Genomic DNA, 16889 nt, shown 5'->3' on the forward strand with positions numbered 1-16889 from the left:
AGGCGCGCGGGACCGCCGGTCAGTCCTTGATGACCGCGTCGCGGGGGCCGCCGTAGACCGGGTTCTTGTCCAGGCGCTCCTCCGTCACGAGCAGCTGGATCACCCCCTTGGCGTTCTCCTCCGCCTCCCAGACCACCCAGTTGTCGCCGACGGGCGTGCTCTGGGTGCGGTCGATGCCGTACCCTCCCGGGTTGCCGGGCGGGACGGAGATGACGGCGAAGATCACCTTCTTGCCGCGCTTCCGCAGCTCGGGCAGCACCTCGCCGACCGTCTTCTCGTCCACCCGCAGGCCCGCCAGCGAGCGGCCCTTGTCGGTGGCGACGCGGAACTCCGGCTCGATCTGCCGCGGCGTGGGCGCGGGCACCGGCTCGCAGGGCGACACCGGGCCCTCCATCAGGTACGTCGTGGTCATGCCGGTCTTGCCGCTGATGGTCCAGACGAACGTCTGGCCCGGACCGAACAGCTTGCTGTTGATGCGCATCTGCCAGCCCTCGGTCTCGCCCGGGATGTTCTCCGGCACGCTGTAGAGACCGCGTGGGATGTTCTCCACGTGCTTCCCGCGCGGTTCGCGGCACATCATGCCCGTGGGGACGTGGTCCACCATCGCGGGCACACCCAGCTCCTTCAGCCGCCGCTCCAGCTCCGGCGCGTCGTCGAAGTCGCGGATCTGGATCGTCACCGTCCCGTCGTCCAGGTTGACGGCCCACGAGGTGGGCGCGCCGTCCTTCAGCGCGATCGGGACCGTCACCACACCCGCGGCCAGCGCGACCGAGGCGGCCAGCCCGAACGCCAGCCGCCTCGGCCTGACGCCCCGCCGCACCCGTGGGGCCGGGCCCGGCCCCGGCCCCGGCTCTTCGGCGGTGATCGCGGCCAGCAGCGCCCGCGCCCCCGCGCCGGACGGCTCACCTGCCCGCTCGCCCGGCGCGACCCGGGCCAACGCCCTGATCGCCGCGATCTCGTCGACCTTCTTCACGGTGTCCTTCTCGGTGTCCTTCACAGCGCTCCCCCCAACGGCCTCTCCGCCGGGACCAGCCGGCTCTCTGCGGTGACGTGCACGCCCGCCGACGTCAGAGCGCGCGACAGGCGCTTGCGGGCGCGGTGCAGCCTGATGCGCACGGCGTTGCGGGACAGCCCCAGCGCCTTCGCGATCTCCTCGCGCTCCAGCCCCTCCCAGGCGACCAGGGACAGCAGCTCCCGGTCGTCGTCGGGCAGGCTGCGGAACGCCCGGCCGATCGCGTCCAGCTCGACCTGGGTGTCGGGCGAGTGGCCGTACCGGTCGGCCAGTTCGGCGTCGAGCTCGGCCGTGCGCTCCCTACGGCGGTTGTCGCCCCGGAAGTGGTTGGCCAGCACCTTGCGCGCCACCCCGTACAGCCAGAGGGTGGCCTCCGGGCCCTCCGGCAGCTCGTCCACCCGCCGCCAGGCGACGGTGAAGGTCTCGGCCACCACGTCGGCGGCGTCCTGAGGCGAGTCGCACCGGCGTACGGCGTAGGCGGTGATCTGGCCGTAGGCCCGGTCGTAGGCGGCCTCGAACCTGGCCGACCGCTCGTCATCCACGGGCGGTTCCCATGGCGGATCTCCTCATCGAATCATTTGTTCGGACACCTCTGCCTATGTGCGCTCATGGGCCATCATTTCGCCGGAAATAGCGCGAGGTGTGAGAGGAGACGCGAGGTCACTCGCCGCTCACCGGGTTCCTCGGCACGCGCTTCTCCGACACTAGGAGCCGCACCGCGCCCTGCCGTTGCGGCTCGGCGGCCCACACCACCCAGTGGCCGCCCACCTTCGCCGACTGCTCGCGCGGGTTCACCGAGAAGCCGTTCCCGTCGGGAGCGGGTTCGATGATCTGGAACGTCACCTCCAGCCCCCGCCTGCGCGTCTCGGCCAGGACCTCGGCGACCGTGCGGCCGTCCGCGACGTACCCCTCCAGGGCCTCGCCCTTCCGGCCGGCGTCGGCGTTGTTCTGGTACGGCTCGCCGGGCCTGGCGGGGCGGCCCAGGTAGAGCACGCCCTTGCCGCCGAAGCCCTTGGAGACGGTGACGGTGAGAGCGCAGCCGGGCCGTCCGGGGGTGCAGCCCTTCGGACGCAGGGTGCCGCCGATGCGGTCGCTCTCGGTCGTGCCGCTGAAGCCGAGCCGGAAGACCTCGCCGACCGCCGTGGGGGACGCGGGCCGCAGGTCGAGGGCGACGTCCAGGCCCATCGCCCGGAACGCCTCGTTGTAGAGGGCGTGGTCGGCGAACGGGTCCTTGATCGTGGCCACGTACTCGTCGCCGCGCAGCTCGATGTCGATGGCGGCGTTGGCGTACGCGGCGGGACGGGCGTCGCGACCGGCCACCACCGGCCCCAGCACGGCCACGGCGGCAAGCACGGCGGCGAGCACGGCGGCCGCCAGCAGCCCCGCGAGCAGGAAGCGGCCGCGCCGGGGAACGCGCGGCGCGGCCGGGGAGCGGTCCCCCTCCGCGGCCAGCGCGGCCAGGAAGCGGCCCTCCTGCGCGGCCAGCGCGTCCGCGGCGGGCGCGGGCACCTCGGAGCGGAGGCGTTCGAGCTCGGTCATCTCATTCATGGACGGGCTCCTCGCTGACGATGGCCATGGGGTTGACTCCGCCGAGCTCCCCGCGCAACTTCTCCCTGGCCCGGTTGATCCGCGACCGCACGGTTCCGACGCGTACGTCCAGCGCCTCGGCGACCTCGGGGTACGTCAGCCCGGCCCAGGCGACCAGGAGCAGCGCGTCCCGGTGCCCCCGGGGCAGCGTCGCCAGCGCCCCGGCCAGGCGGCGGCGGGCAGCGGCGGCGCTGACCCGGTCGTCGCTGCGGTCGGTGAAGGAGGCCGTGACCGGGTCGGTGCCGGTGCGTTCGAGCACGCGAAGCTGGTGCACCTCGGTGCGCACGTGGCGGCCCATCAGGTTGGTGGCGATGCCGTACAGCCAGGGACGGGCGTGCGGGCGGGACAGGTCGTAACGGCCGCGCTGCCGGAACGCCGTCAGGAACGTCTCCGCCACGACGTCGTCCGCGGCGTCGGCCCCCAGCCGTCTGGTGACGTACCGGGTGATGCCGGAGGCGTGCCGGCGGAACAGCTCGGCGAAGGCTTCCGGTTCGTGCAGGGAGCGTTGGACATGGGAGGCGTCATCACCTTCCGTAGGGTTCGGGGCGCTCACTTCGTGGCCTTTCGGCGATGAATCAGGACAACTGTTGTTGCCTGACCGGCCGCGAGCGGTTCCCGGCGACCGCGTACGGAACGCCCCCATCATCCCGGGAGGCGGTCAGCCGCCGTCGAGGGCGTTGTAGTCGACCTTGCCGTTGGGCAGCCGCGGCAGCGCGTCCAGCCGCTGGAACACCGTCGGGACGGCGACGATCGGCAGCCGGTCCAGCAGGTGGGCGCGCAGGGCCCGGCGGTCGATCCGGTCCTCGCCGGTGACGAGGTAGCCCTTCAGCCGGGCCGGTCCGGAACCGGCCCGCGCGACCCCGACGGCGGCGGCCAGCACGCCGGGGAAGCCCGCCATGGCGTGCTCGATCTCCGCCCGTTCCAGCCGCGCGCCGCCCAGCTTGAGCTGGTGGTCGGCGCGGCCGTGGAACAGCAGCTCGCCGTCCTGGCGCAGGGAGACCAGGTCGCCGGTACGGTAGGCGTCCCCGATGCCCTCGGCCAGGCCGGGGCCGGAGATCACCAGCTCCCCGACGCCGTCCGGGCCGGGATCGGCGATCGACACCCGCGCCCCCGGGACCGGGCGGCCGATCGGCACCCGGGCCGCCGCCGCGTCCTCGGGGAGGCAGCGGTGGACCGTGCTCCAGACGGTGCACTCGGTGGGGCCGTACTCGTTGTGCAGCACCGCGCCGGGCAGCGCCGCGTAGTGCTCCCCGACCAGCGCGGGCGGGCACGTCTCGCCCGCGACGATCACCGTGCCGAGCGACCCGAACGCGTCGGCCAGGCCGTTGCGGAGCGCCAGCCCGTAGAACGACGGCACCATGAGCAGGTGCGAGGGCCGGTGCTCGACGGCGAAGCGCGCGACGGCGGCCAGGTCGGACGGGCGCTGGCTCGGGATGACCAGCCTGCCGCCGCAGGCCAGCGTCCAGTAGATGCCGGCGACCGAGCTGTCGAACGAGATGGACGAGCACAGCAGGAACCCGGTGACCGGCGCCGCGTAGTGGGCCAGCCGGGCCCCGGTCGACCAGGCCAGGGCGGCGCGCGAGACGGTGACGGGCTTCGGCGTGCCCGTCGAGCCGCTGGTGAAGCAGGTGTAGGCGAGCCGCGCCGAGGTCGCGGGCAGCGGCCCGTCCGGCAGTTCCGTGCCGGACATCTCCACGCGCCGGGCCGGGCCGGTCAGCGGGACGATCATGTCGGGCTCGATGAGCGCGATCCGGGCCCCGCACGCCTGCGCGACGTCCTGCTGGCGCTGGAAGGGGAAGGCGGCGTCGATGGCCACGTAACGGCCGCCGGCCCGCAGGACGGCGAGCATGCCGATCACCGCCCACCGGGACAGATGCGCGTGGATCACCACGGGCTCGTCGGGGCGCAGGCCCGCGTCCAGCAACACCCTGGCCAGCCCGGCGCTGATCCGGTCCAGGTCCCGGTAGGACAGCTCGCCCTCGCGGTCGGCGATCGCCGTGGCCGCGCCGCCCAGGTGCGGCTCGATGAGCTCAAGCATCGGCCAGCCGCTCCAGCACGCGCAGGAACCCGGCGACCTTCGCCTCCACCCAGTCCCGGCCGAACATCGCGGCCTCGTAGGCGACGATGCCGACCACCTCCTCGTCCACCCGCATCGACCACAGCAGGTGCACCGGCATCACGGGCGCGGGCTGCCGCTCCTCCGGCACGGGCGTCAGCACCAGCGCCGGGTCCTCGGCGGTGGGGGCGAACGGCGTCCTGGGGATGAGCTGGAACACCGGGAAGGCGCGCTCGACGACCTCCGACGGGTCGAACATCACGGCCGCCAGCTCCGGCGCCTCGGGCAGCACCCGCAGCAGCGGCACGTCGTGCCGGTAGGCCGCCCGGCACGCCTCGTCGGCGCGGCGGCTCAGCTCGTCCAGGTCGGCGGGGTCGCCGGTGGTGATCCGCAGCCACAACATGTTGAGCATGAACCCGGCCGTGTACCACTCCGACGGCTTGCGCCCCGCGGTGATGACCGGCACGACCGCGTCGTGGCGCCCGGCCCAGACCGACGCGGTGAACGCCGTCAGCAGCAGGGTGAACGGCGTGGTCCGGCGGCGGCGGGCCACCCGGCCCAGGTCCCGCCACAGCGGGCCGGGCACGGTGAAGCGGCACGTCCGCTGGTCGCCGCGCCTGCCGGGCGTCGGCACCGGCATGGCGAGCTCCGCCACGCCGTCCAGCCGCTCCTTCCAGTACGGCAGCGCGTCGGTGATCGTCCGCTCCCAGGCGGGCGAGAAGTCGTCGGCGGCGACCTCGGCGTACCCCATGACGGCGGAGCCGGGCGGCGGCCCGCCGCGCAGCCGGGCGGTGTAGGCGTCCGACAGGTCGCGCGCCAGCAGCGGCAGCGACCAGGCGTCGGAGGTGAGGTGGTGGGCGACGATCACCAGCAGGCTCGTGCCGTCCGCGCACCGGCCCAGGTGCACCCACAACAACGGCGGCTCCTCCGGCGGGTACGCCGATCCGGTGGCCATCGCGAGGAAGGCGTCCTCGTCGTCCACGTCGTGCACCAGCAGGCGGCCCGGCGCGCTCTCGTGCACCCGCGCCCGGACCTCGCCGTCCGGGTCGCGCGACACGGCCGTGCGCAGCGCGTCGTGCCTGGCCACGACGTCGTCCACGGCCAGGCGCAGCACGCCGGCGTCCACCTCGTGCGCCACCCGGTAGGCCGCCCGCACGATGAACGTCGAGTTGACCACGCTCCCCGGCACGGCCTGCTCCAGCCCGAGCAGCAGCTGCTGGGCGTAGGTGAACGGGATCTCTGTCGTCATTGGCCTCTCCTGGGCGTCCCCGAGATGATCAGCTTCTTGAAACCGGTGAGGAAGGTCGATCGCACCCGGACCGGTTCGCCGGCCACCTCGACGTCGGCGAAGGTCGCGAAGAGCGTCGCGAAGAACAGCCGCAGCGTCAGCCGGGCCAGGTGGGATCCGATGCAGTAGTGGTGTCCGCTGCCGAAGGCGAGGTGGCGGTTGGGCGTGCGGGCCGGGTCGAACGTGTCGGGGTCGGCGAAGACGGCGGGGTCGCGGTTGGCCGAGCCGATCCAGGCGACCACGGGCTCGCCCGCCGCGAGCTCCACGCCCGACAGCCGCACCGGCCGGGTCGTGTGCCGCATGAAGTGACTGCCGGGCGACGCCCAGCGCAACGCCTCCTCGACCCCGTCGCGCAGCAGGTCCGGACGGCCGGCCCAATCGCGGTAGCCGCCGCCCCTGGCCAGCTCGAACACCGTCGAACTGGCCACGTTCGGCAGGGTGACGCTCGCGCCCAGCAGCAGGCTGTAGCAGTTCGAGACGGCGGTGCCGGGGTCCATCCGGCCGCCGTCCTGCGACACCATCAGGCTGATCAGGTCGTCGCCCGGTTTGCGGGCGCGCTCCCGCACCAGGTGCAGGAAGTAGGCGAACAGCTCGCGGTGCGCCCGGCGCAGCGTCCCGGACGCGTCGCCGGCGAGCTGAAAGTCGGGGTCGTCCTCGGCGCTGGCCGCCATGACCAGCGTCAGCAGGCGCGGACGGTCGTCGCGGGGCAGCTCCAGCAGCGGCCCGACCAGCGCCAGCGGCAGCCCCCGTACGGCGGCGGCCAGGTCGAACTCCGGCCCGTCCAGGCCGGGGGCGAGCAGGGCGGTGATCGCCGCGATGACGGACGGCTCGTAGGCCGCGGCCGAGCGCATGCCCATGACCTTCTGCAGCGGGGCGCGCATCCGGTCGTGCTCGGGCGGGTCGGTGGCGGCGAGCTGCCGCCCGGCGGCCGGGTCGTCGCGGCCCAGGAGGTTGAGCAGGGTGCCGCGCTCGCTGGTGAAGCACGTGTGGTCGCGCAGGACGCGGTCCACGTCGGCGTACCGGGTGACCGACCAGAAGCCCCGGTCGTGCCGGTGCACCGGGTCGTTCTCGCGCAACCACCGCCAGGTCTCGTGCTGCCCGCCCGCCTCGAACAGGCCGGGGTCGGCGAGGTCACGCATGGTCGAGCGGGGCCGGCGAGCCGATCACCTCGGCCAGCTCGGCGATGGTCGGCGACAGGAACAGCGTCCAGGCGGGCACCTCGAAGCCGAACTCCCGGTCGATCGCGAACTGCACGTCGGCCGCCAGCAGGGAGTCGCCGCCCAGCTCGAAGAAGTCGTCCTCGATGCCGACGGGCGCGACGCCCAGCTTGGCCGACCACAGGCCGGCCAGCCGCCGTTCGATGTCGGTGCGCGGAGCCTCGTACGCCGATTCCAGTTCGAGGTCGTCCCGTGACGTGACAGTGGTCATCCCAGCTCCGTGGTGAGGTGAACGCGAAGACCCGGCCACCCTGCCCCCAAGGATGTTGAGCCCCCGTTGAGAATCCGTTGATCACCCCCGCCCTCCGCCCGGCTAGACTCCCGCCGGGAGGTGACCGTGAACGGTCCGCGCACGAGGAACGCGCTGCTGGCCCTCTGCCTGTCGGCCGCCCTCACCGCCTGCGGAACCCAGTGGTTCCCCCATCGCCTCCAGGCCGACCCGGCGGCCCTCGCCCAGGTCCGGGAGATCGGCCGGACAGTGCGACAGGAGCAGGCGGAGCTGGCCCATGACGGCACGATCCAGGTCGAGGACATCGTGGTGCTGGACCTCGGCGCCGCCACCTTCGAGGAGGCCCTGCGCCTGGCGCACGACCGCCTGCGGCGGCGCGGCTGGCAGGACGGCGCGGACGGGCCGGATCGCCTCTTGATGAGCTCGCCCGCCTGGAAGCAGGCGTCACTCACCGTCGGCTCCCTCTGGAGCGCCGGCACCCACCGGATGCAGGCGGACGCCTACGCCGGTCGGTTGAAGTCCGATGCGGTCGTCGTGGTGCGGCTGTGTGAAACGGCGTGAGCCGGGCCCGCTGAAAACGAGCAGAACAGAGCTTGACGGGTTGCGGGATTTCGTTTCATAGTGGGCCGGTCAAGTCCCTTACGTATGCCCGGAGGTTCTTGCCGGTAATTATGTTAGCGATAACATCGCCGCCGTCTATTCGGTGACGCAGCAGGTCGGGTGGGCATTTCTGGCGTGCGCGAGTGCGCCTTCTCATGCCTGGAATTTCCGAGGAAAGCGGAGGTCCATTGATGAGGTCCCGGTCCGGATCAAGCATTCTCGAAAAGGCGGGAGCCGCCGTCGTGCTCGTCGCCGGGCTGCTCGCCGGCGCCCCCTCGGCGGCGTTGGCCGCCGCCCAGCAGTCGTGCGACATCTACGCCGCCGGCGGCACGCCCTGCGTCGCGGCCCACAGCACGACCCGCGCCCTGTACGCCGCCTACAACGGCCCGCTCTACCAGGTCCGCCGCTCCTCCGACAACGCCACCCGCGACATCGGCCTGCTCGCCGCGGGCGGTTACGCCGACGCCGCCGCCCAGGACACGTTCTGCGCCGGCACGACCTGCCTCATCACGGTCCTCTACGACCAGTCCGGACGGGGCAACCACCTCACCCAGGCGCCCCCCGGCGGCTTCCCCGGCCCGGCGCCCGGCGGGTACGACAACCTCGCGATCGCGACCGCCGCCCCGACCATGGTCAACGGCCACAAGGCGTACGGCGTGCGCGTCACCCCCGGCACCGGCTACCGCGACAACGTCACCAACGGCATCGCCAAGGGCGACCAGCCCGAAGGCATGTACGCCGTCTTCGACGGCACCCACCACAACGGCGGCTGCTGCTTCGACTACGGCAACGCCGAGACCAACAGCCGCGACAACGGCAACGGCACCATGGAGGCCATCTACTTCGGCGACATCAAGGTCTGGGGCTACGGCACCGGCAACGGCCCCTGGGTCATGGCCGACCTGGAGAACGGCCTGTTCTCCGGCGTGAACCCGGGCTACAACCCGGGCGACCCCAGCGTCAGCCACCGCTACCTGACCGCCGTCGTCAAGGGCGAGCCGAACCACTGGGCGATCCGCGCCGGGAACGCCCAGTCCGGCGGCCTGTCCACCTACTACGACGGCCCCCGTCCCAACGCCCCCGGCTACAACCCCATGAAGAAGGAGGGCGCGATCATCCTCGGGATCGGCGGCGACAACAGCAACGGCTCCGCGGGCACCTTCTACGAGGGCGTGATGACCGCCGGCTACCCCTCGAACGCCACCGAGAACGCCGTGCAGGCGAACATCGTCGCCGCCGGCTACACCACCGCGGGCGGCGGCGCGGACGGGACGCTCACCCCCGGCGCGTCCGTCTCGCTGCGCGCGACCACGGCCTGCTGCACCACCCGCTACCTGCGCCACCAGAAAGACCAGGTCGTCACGTCGGTGATCGGTTCCGGCAGCTCGTCGCTGGACAGGAGCGACGCCACGTGGATCGTCCGCAGCGGCCTGGCCGGGGCGTCGTGCGTGTCGTTCGAGTCGCGGAACTACCCCGGCGACTACCTGCGGCACCGCAACTACCAGCTGTACCGGCAGCACGACGACGGCAGCGCGCTGTTCGCCGCCGACGCCACCTTCTGCCCGCAGGCCGGCAAGAGCGGCCAGGGCACGTCGTTCGCCGCCGCCAACTTCCCCGACCGGTTCCTGCGCCACTACGACAACACCGTCTACATCGCGAGCAACGGCGGCTCGCACACCTTCGACAACGCCGCCTCCTGGGCGGCGGACGTGAGCTGGGTCGTCGGCCCGCCCTGGGCCTAGGCGGGGGCCCGAGCCGTCCCCGGCCGGCGGCCGGGGACGGCTCAGTGCATGTCGGCCGGGCGCGCCCGCCCGTCGAAGGGGAAACGGGCGCGGAAGTCGATCTCGGCCTCGGCCATCGACATGAACGCGACCCCCTTGTGCCCGCGCATGTACGCGATGAGCCGCTCCAGCATCAGCAGCACCTGGGGACGCCCGCTGACGTCGGGATGCAGCGTGACGGGGAAGACCGCGTAGTCCAGCTCGCGGTAGACCCAGTCGAACTGGTCGCGCCACTGCTGTTCGAGATCGCGCGGGTTGACGAAGCCGTGGCTGTTCGGCGAGCTCTTGATGAACATCATCGGCGGCAGGTCGTCGAGGTACCAGTTGGCCGAGAACTCCACCAGGTCCACCTCCTGGCCGGGCACGAGCGGCTTCATCCAGGACGAGGCGGCCTGCTCGTAGTCGATGTGCGTCCACTGCTCGCCCTTGCGGGCGTAGAAGGGCTGGAAGTCGCGGTAGGACTGCGAGTGGTCGTAGCCGAAGCCGTAGCGCAGCAGCAGCTCGACGGTCCGCGCGGACATCTCCCACCACGGCGCCACATAGCCCCGGGGCCGGACGCCGAGCACCTTGTCCAGCACCTCCAGGCTGCGCGCCAGGACGTCCTCCTCCTGCTGGGCCGACATCGCGACCGGGTTCTCGTGCATGTAGCCGTGCGCGCCGACGTCGTGCCCGGCCTCGACGATGCGCCGCATCTGGTCGGGGAACGACTCCGCCGAATGCCCGGGGACGAACCAGCTCGTCCTGATCCCCTCGCGGGCGAACAGGCGCAGCAGCCTCGGGGTCCCGACCTCGGCGGCGAACACGCCCCGCTGGATGTCGTTGGGCGAGTCCTGGCCGCCGTACGAGCCGATCCAGCCCGCCACGGCGTCCACGTCCACGCCGAAGCAGACGTTGATGGCTTTCTTCATGGACCAGGACGTACCCCCGCCATGACGGACGGGCACCGGGCTCGACGGATCTTGGGCAGATCCTTCCCAGGTGCCCTGGCCTGGACAGGTTCGCCTACAGTGACGGCGTGAACATCTGCGTCTTCTGCTCCGCCGCCGACCTCGACGAGCGTTACACCCGCCCCGCCCGCGAGTTCGCCGAGCTCATCGGCAAGGGCGGGCACACCCTGGTGTGGGGCGGCTCCGACAGCGGCCTGATGAAGGTCATGGCCGACGGCGTGCAGGAGGCCGGCGGCCGCCTGGTGGGCGTCTCGGTCGAGTTCCTGGCGCACAAGGCCCGTCCGGGCGCCGACGAGATGATGATCACCCGCGACCTGGCCGAGCGCAAGGCGCAGCTCCTGTCCCGCGCCGACGGCTTCGTCATCATGGTGGGCGGCAGCGGCACGCTCGACGAGGCCACCGAGATCCTGGAGCTGCGCAAGCACGGCCTGCACAGCAAGCCGGTCGTGCTGCTGAACACCGCGGGCTTCTACGACGGGCTCAAGCAGCAGTTCCAGCGCATGGAGGCGGAGGGCTTCCTGCCGTTGCCCCTCACCGAGCTGGTGTTCTTCGCCGAGGAGGCCGTGGGGGCGATCGCCTACCTGGAGGAGCAGTCGGGCCTGGTCCCGCCGGGCGCCGGCGGCTGACCGGCCCCCGCGGCGCGCGTTCGGGGCGGATCGTGCGCGGGTAGGGGGGAGGGAGGCTGTGGCCGTCGGGGGAGGTCACGATGGGGGCTGACGGCGAGCCCGCGGGCAGCGGGCTGGCGTTCGAGGTGCTGGAACCGGCGCCGGTCGGCGTGGCGGTCGCGCGCGGCCCCGATCACCGCCTGGTCTACACCAACGCCGCCTACCGCTCCCTGTTCGCCGACACCCGCACCGGCCTGCCGATCGAGGAGGCGTTCGCGGAGTTCGTCGAGGTGCACTTCCGCGAGCAGTTCGACCGGGTCTACGCCACCGGCGAGCCGTTCGTCACCACGGCGGAGCCGGAGTACGTCGTCGGGCCGGAGTGCGAGGAGCCGCGGTTCTTCACCTCCAGCCTGTCGCGCGTGGTCTTCGGGCCGGGCGACTACGGCGTGCTCGAAGTGGTGATGGACGTGACCGACCAGGTCACCGCGGCCCGCCGGATCGAGGCCCTGGCCGAGGAGCGCCGCCGCATCCTGCGCCGCTACGAGAGCCTGATGAAGGTCAGCGCGCAGATCGTCTGGGTGACCACCCGCGACGGCTACGTGAAGGAGCCCAGCCCGAGCTGGGAGCGTGTCACCGGGCAGCCGTGGGAGGGGCACCGCGGGCAGGGCTGGCTGAGGATGGTCCATCCCGACGACCGCCAGGACACGATCAGGTCGTGGGCCGGGGCGGTCAGCAGGGCCACCGAGACCTGGGAGCACGTCTACCGGCTGCACACCGCCGACGGCTCCTACCGGCACTTCCAGATGCGGGCCGTGCCCATCTGCGAGAACGGCCAGGTCGTGGAGTGGGTGGGGTCGTGCACCGACATCGAGGAGCAGTGGCAGGAGCAGCGGCGGCAGCGCCTGCTCGACAGCGCCGCGGCGGCCACGGCCCAGCTCACCAGCCTGGAGGAGATGCTCGGCGCGCTGTCCGAGGTCATCGTGCCCGAGCTGGCCGACGGCTGCGGCGTCTACCTCATCACCGACCTCACCGGCGAGCGGCACGGCGGCACGCCGTTCGTCGTCGAGCGGCTGGTCACCGCGGTACGTCGCGGCCTGGTGCCGCTGTCGCCGTACAGCGAGGAGCAGCTCGACGACGGCAACGCCTTCGTGGCGGTCGTCCGCCGGCGGCGGCCCGTGCTCCAGACGTTCCCCGCCGGGTGCCCGCCGCCCGACCTGGCGCCGGTCGGCACCCGCGCGTGGCTGGCCGCCAGCGGCGCCAACAGCATGCTGGTCCTGCCGGTCGTGGTCGACGGCGCGGTGCCCGCCGTGGTCGGGGTGGTGACGTGCGGGGACCGTCCGGCGATCAACCGGGCTGACATCACGCTGCTGGGCAACATGTTCGGCCACGCCCATGACGCCCTGAGCCGGGCCATCCGCTTCCAGCGCACCCAGCAGGTCGCGCTGGCCCTGCAGTACAGCCTGCTCGCCGAGCCGCCGCGCCTGCCCGGCCTGCGGATCGTGGCCCGCTACCGGGCCAGCCCCAGCGCTGCCGAGGTGGGCGGCGACTGGTACGACTCCTTCGTCCTGCCCGACGGCGTCCCGGCGCTGGTCATCGGCGACGTGGCGGGGCACGACCTGTCGGCGGCCGTCCTGATGAGCCAGTTGCGCAACATGTTGCGGGCGCTGGCGATGGACCGCCGCGAGCCGCCCGGCGAGATCCTGACCCGGCTCAACGTCGCGATGGGGTCGTTGTCCTCCGAGGTCACGGCCACGTGCGTGTTCGCACGCGTGGAGGAGGGCGACGGCGGCCACCGGCTGCGGTTCGCGGTGGCCGGCCATCCGCCGCCGTTGCTGGTCACCGCCCAGGGCCACGGACGTTTCCTGGAGGAAGCCGTCAGCCCGCTGCTCGGCTTCTTCGACGACGAGACCCGCGCCTCCTGGACCGAGCCGCTGCCGCCGGGCAGCACGCTGCTGCTCTACACCGACGGGCTCATCGAGCGGTCGGGCGAGCACCTGGACCTCGGTCTCGAACGGCTGCGCCGGGTGGCGGAGTCGCTCGCCGCCGAGCCGCTGGAGAGCTTCTGCGACCAGGTGCTCAGCGGCCTGCCCAGCACCGGCCTCGACGACATCGCCGTCATCGCCCTGCGGCTGCCGCCCGCGCGGGAGGAGTGATCACGAGGGCAGCACGCCCGTGACCACGCACAGGTTGCGCAGAGCGTTATGGTCGAGGATCGCCCGTGCGGAGTCCCCGGCCAGCAGGGCGGCCGCGGTCTCGCGTCCCATGGCCTGGACGGCCGGGTCGCGCGCGGCCATGGCGTACCCGGCGCTCCTGGCGATGCCCGCGATGACGCGGGAGAAGTCGTCGAGGGTGTCGGTGAACAGCAGTCCGGAGCTGACCGCGTCGACGGCCGAGCAGGCGCGGGCCGGCGGCACCGGACCCCGGGGAGCCGCGCTGAGCTCGCGGGTCACGGCCGCGCGATCCACGGCCACCGGCTTGCCGCCCGCGGCGGCCACCATGTTGACGGCCAGGTAGCCGAAGAGCAGCGTGGCGAGCGCGGTGGGGACGAGCGACAACACGGCGCCGACCGGCCGCCCGGTGACGCCGTTCCACGGACGCGCTCCCCAAGGCCGGGGGCCCGCGGCGGACAGCGCCTGCGCGGCGCCGCGCAGGGCGCTGCCCAGCCACGCGGCGGCGGCGCCCACGACGATCAGCCCGGCGAACCCGACCGAGAAGAACGGCCCGCTCTGCGACAGGTCGAACACGCGCGGAAAAGAAGCCATGCAGGAGGAGAACAACTCGGCGCCGCACACCGCGGCGACCAGATGGGCCACGAACAGCGCTCCTAGGCCGAACACGGCGAGCAACATCAGAACCCCGGCGCCCGCCACGACCGGCGCGGTGCCGCCCCGCCCTCCGGCCGCCACGCCGAAGCAGAACGCCCCGGCCAGAGCCACGATGACCGCCACGATCAGCAACGGGGTGAAGTGACCGGCTGCCTCCGCCGTGGGGACGGCCCCCTTGGGCGGCATGCCGCCGAGGACCGAGCGCAGCCATCCGTAGAAGGGGATCATCACCCCGGCGTAGACGAGGCAGATCGCCAGCGCGGTGACGTTGACCGCCGGCAGCGGCATGCGGGGGGCCGCCAGACGGCTCGGCGGGGCGTCCCGCCAGACGGCCGCGAGGGGCCGGGGCGGCAGGCCGCGCCGCACCGCCCAGCCGATCGACGCGGTGGCGCAGGCCAGCATGACGCAGAGCTGCAACGCCGGGCTGACAGCGGCGGTGTACAGGCCGTACCAGAGAATGTCCCAGCTCGCCGCGCTGTCGATCATCGACGCGATCATGTCGAACCAGTGGCTCAGCCACGCCCCGAAGATCACCGCCGACAGCGCCGAGCCGGCCAGCGCGGCCGTCCGGACCCGCCGGGCCAGCGGCAGCCACACCGACGCGCACAGGACCGCCCACCTCAGCATGAGCTGGAACAGGACGGCGAGCAGCGCCGCCAGCACGACCGCGATCACGGGGGAGCCGGCCAGGACGTCGGCCCACGAGCCGGCCGCGGTCGCCAGCGGCGGCGCGACGAGCTGACCGGTCACCGTCCCCGCCGTCAGCGCCAGCGCGGCGGGCAGCGTGGACGGCGGACGCGTGTGCGTGGCCTGCGCCAGCAGCCCGGCCCGCCACACGGTGCCGGCGACCGCCCCGGTGGCCAGCGCCCCGAACAGCACCCCGACGGCCAGGCGCGCCGGGCTGAACGGGGAGGCCACGGGCACTGTGAAGGTCATCTCCACGAGCTGGACGCACGGCGAGTACCCCAGTCCGAGCAGCGCGCCGGCGGCCGCGGACTCCACCACGCCGATCCGGAACAGCCGGGGCGCGCCGCGGATGACGCCCGCCCGCTCCTCGTCGCCCGGGTGGAAGGACCACGGTCCCCGGTCCCGTCGGCGCCGCCGGTTGTGCGGCCGTGACGGGCCCAGGGTGTCCAGGAGCAGCCGCTCGCCGTCCGGTGTGGCGCAGCCGCGCAGGTCGGCGTAGTACTCCCTGGTCCTGAGCACCGAGGTGCGGGCGAACCACAGCAGGGCCAGCACGGCCGCCAGCCGCCACGGCAGGACGGTGAGCAGGCCCGGCTCGACCGCCGCGAGCAGCAGCAGGGGCAGCGCGACGACCAGCAGGTACGCCCACCAGACCGCGAAGGCGAACGTGGTCAGGCCGACGTCCTTGTTGCGCAGATGGGCCAGCTCGTGGGCGAGGACGGTGTCGAGTTGCCCGGGATCGGCGTCGGCCGCGCGCAGCAGTCCGAGGTCGAGGATGATCCGGTACCGGGGACGACGGCCGAAGGCCCGGCCGCTCGCGCTCGCGCGCAGGGTCGCGACGTACACCTCCGTCCCTGGGGCCAGGGCCCGTACGGTGTCCTCGACGCGCCGCACCACGGCGGCCATGCCCTCGTCCACCGCGAACTGCGCCAGCGGTCGGGGACCGGAGAGCATGACCAGGCGCGGGTGCAGGAGGTGGATCACGACGGCCACCGCCAGCAGCCCGGCCACCATGCCGATCACCACCCACCCGGTGCGCGCCGAATACCGCTGGACACAGTCGATGTAGGCCGAGACCAGGACGCCGTCGGGGATCCCTCCCGCGCCGGATCCCGCGGCCAGGGCGCAGGCACGATAGCCGCGGTCAGGGCTGCCGGCGGCGTACCGGTCGAGCAGGACCAGGTACAGGTGCACGGCGCTGGTGACCGCGACGACGATCATGAGCAGGAAGCGGGCCGTGGTCGCAGCCGGCAGCGCGAACGGGTCCAGCCGCGGAGGAGGCGGCGTCGCGGGCGTGCCGGCCCGCGCCGTCGCCTGCCGGAAGGGGCCGGCGGGCGGGCCCACGGTCAGGGCCCCGGGTCGATGAGGGCCGCGGCGAGCAGCGTGTTCACGCGCTGGGCCAGCTCCTCGGGCATCCCCGCCGCCAGCACGATCTCGGCCGCCTGCGCGCCGATCGCCGCCGCCTCCACCGCGCTGACCCTGGGCAACGGCGTGCGCTCGCCCTGCGGGGCGACGGCCGAGGTCAGCGCCCTGCGACGGCGGCGCGCCCGCCACCGGGCCCGCAGCCGGTCGACCCGTTCGGTGGTCATGCCCGTCAGCACCTCGCAGGCCACGCCGTTGAGCAGGGTCAGGACCACGCCGAGCACGAGCTGCATGCCCTCGCCCGCGTCGAAGCCGGTGGGCTGGTCGCGTTCGCGTCCGCGCAGCGTGGCGCGGACCGCGCGTCTGCGGGCGGCCGGGTTGCCGAAGAAGTCGGCGCAGGCCAGGGGCAGGAAGCGCACGTCCTCGGGGGCCACGTCGAGCAGGATCGTCCGGGCGGCCTCTTCGATGGTCGGCGCCGTACGACGGGAGCCGTCGCCGGAAATGCCGGGTTCTGGGGAGCCTGGTTCGGGCATGTCTCCTCGCCTGACTTGAACTGAGTCCCCGAATCACCCCTATGAGAGCATGTCCGCCGCTCTGCGGATACATGACCGCTGAAGGCGATCGGCCCCCTTCCGCGGACGTCCCGCCGCCGGGGGAGTGTTGCGCTGGAAGTGAAGAGCGGGGGTCCGGACGGGC

At 73.1% G+C, this 16889-nt stretch carries 15 protein-coding genes; 4 read left to right on the forward strand and 11 right to left on the reverse strand.

What is annotated here, in order from left to right; translation table 11 throughout:
• Positions 1-19 precede the first annotated feature (19 nt).
• The 8 genes from ACIBQ6_RS02985 to ACIBQ6_RS03020 form a co-directional block, all read right to left on the reverse strand.
• Positions 20-997 (reverse strand): hypothetical protein, encoded by a 978-nt coding sequence (locus ACIBQ6_RS02985; protein WP_397209890.1) that lies wholly within the window; start codon positions 995-997, stop codon positions 20-22.
• Complete coding sequence (locus tag ACIBQ6_RS02990; protein ID WP_397163979.1) at positions 994-1554, reverse strand: RNA polymerase sigma factor; 561 nt, start codon at positions 1552-1554, stop codon at positions 994-996. Before ACIBQ6_RS02990 ends, ACIBQ6_RS02985 begins: the two co-directional genes overlap by 4 nt.
• A 118-nt stretch (positions 1555-1672) precedes the next feature.
• On the reverse strand, positions 1673-2560 hold the full coding sequence (locus ACIBQ6_RS02995) for a hypothetical protein (RefSeq protein WP_397209891.1): 888 nt from the start codon (positions 2558-2560) through the stop codon (positions 1673-1675).
• Positions 2553-3152, reverse strand: coding sequence for an RNA polymerase sigma factor (locus ACIBQ6_RS03000; protein WP_397209892.1), 600 nt, complete (start codon positions 3150-3152; stop codon positions 2553-2555). The genes ACIBQ6_RS02995 and ACIBQ6_RS03000 overlap by 8 nt, the downstream gene beginning before the upstream one ends.
• Positions 3153-3257: 105 nt before the next feature.
• Complete coding sequence (locus ACIBQ6_RS03005; protein ID WP_397209893.1) at positions 3258-4637, reverse strand: amino acid adenylation domain-containing protein; 1380 nt, start codon at positions 4635-4637, stop codon at positions 3258-3260.
• Positions 4630-5904: a condensation domain-containing protein gene (locus tag ACIBQ6_RS03010; protein WP_397209894.1), complete on the reverse strand. Its 1275-nt coding sequence runs from the start codon at positions 5902-5904 to the stop codon at positions 4630-4632. Before ACIBQ6_RS03010 ends, ACIBQ6_RS03005 begins: the two co-directional genes overlap by 8 nt.
• Positions 5901-7082 (reverse strand): cytochrome P450, encoded by a 1182-nt coding sequence (locus tag ACIBQ6_RS03015; RefSeq protein ID WP_397209895.1) that lies wholly within the window; start codon positions 7080-7082, stop codon positions 5901-5903. Before ACIBQ6_RS03015 ends, ACIBQ6_RS03010 begins: the two co-directional genes overlap by 4 nt.
• Positions 7075-7371, reverse strand: a complete 297-nt coding sequence (locus ACIBQ6_RS03020) for a phosphopantetheine-binding protein (protein WP_352353844.1) — start codon at positions 7369-7371, stop codon at positions 7075-7077. The genes ACIBQ6_RS03015 and ACIBQ6_RS03020 overlap by 8 nt, the downstream gene beginning before the upstream one ends.
• A 126-nt stretch (positions 7372-7497) precedes the next feature.
• Between ACIBQ6_RS03020 and ACIBQ6_RS03025 the strand changes: the two genes are divergently transcribed.
• Together ACIBQ6_RS03025 and ACIBQ6_RS03030 are read left to right on the forward strand one after the other, a co-directional pair.
• Positions 7498-7950, forward strand: coding sequence for a hypothetical protein (locus ACIBQ6_RS03025; RefSeq protein ID WP_397209896.1), 453 nt, complete (start codon positions 7498-7500; stop codon positions 7948-7950).
• Positions 7951-8231: 281 nt separating this feature from the next.
• Positions 8232-9731: an alpha-L-arabinofuranosidase B gene (locus tag ACIBQ6_RS03030; RefSeq protein ID WP_397209898.1), complete on the forward strand. Its 1500-nt coding sequence runs from the start codon at positions 8232-8234 to the stop codon at positions 9729-9731.
• 41 nt (positions 9732-9772) lie between these two features.
• Here the strand turns inward: ACIBQ6_RS03030 and ACIBQ6_RS03035 are convergent, their stop codons facing one another.
• A complete protein-coding gene (locus ACIBQ6_RS03035; RefSeq protein WP_397209899.1) occupies positions 9773-10678 on the reverse strand; it encodes a polysaccharide deacetylase in 906 nt (301 codons plus the stop codon).
• Positions 10679-10785: 107 nt separating this feature from the next.
• Between ACIBQ6_RS03035 and ACIBQ6_RS03040 the strand changes: the two genes are divergently transcribed.
• Both ACIBQ6_RS03040 and ACIBQ6_RS03045 read left to right on the forward strand, forming a co-directional pair.
• On the forward strand, positions 10786-11343 hold the full coding sequence (locus ACIBQ6_RS03040) for a TIGR00730 family Rossman fold protein (RefSeq protein WP_358293506.1): 558 nt from the start codon (positions 10786-10788) through the stop codon (positions 11341-11343).
• 80 nt (positions 11344-11423) lie between these two features.
• Positions 11424-13475 carry a SpoIIE family protein phosphatase gene (locus tag ACIBQ6_RS03045; protein ID WP_397209900.1) on the forward strand — a complete coding sequence of 684 codons (2052 nt, stop codon included), beginning with the start codon at positions 11424-11426 and terminating at the stop codon, positions 13473-13475.
• On the opposite strand, the gene ACIBQ6_RS03050 is transcribed toward ACIBQ6_RS03045, so the two are convergent.
• Positions 13476-16175, reverse strand: a complete 2700-nt coding sequence (locus ACIBQ6_RS03050) for a M48 family metalloprotease (RefSeq protein WP_397209901.1) — start codon at positions 16173-16175, stop codon at positions 13476-13478. It abuts the gene before it with no gap.
• A gap of 2 nt (positions 16176-16177) precedes the next feature.
• On the reverse strand, positions 16178-16726 hold the full coding sequence (locus ACIBQ6_RS03055; protein WP_397209902.1) for a hypothetical protein: 549 nt from the start codon (positions 16724-16726) through the stop codon (positions 16178-16180).
• Positions 16727-16889 lie beyond the last annotated feature (163 nt).

It is taken from the genome of Nonomuraea sp. NPDC049655, from assembly GCF_044465465.1.
Lineage (GTDB): Bacteria > Actinomycetota > Actinomycetes > Streptosporangiales > Streptosporangiaceae > Nonomuraea.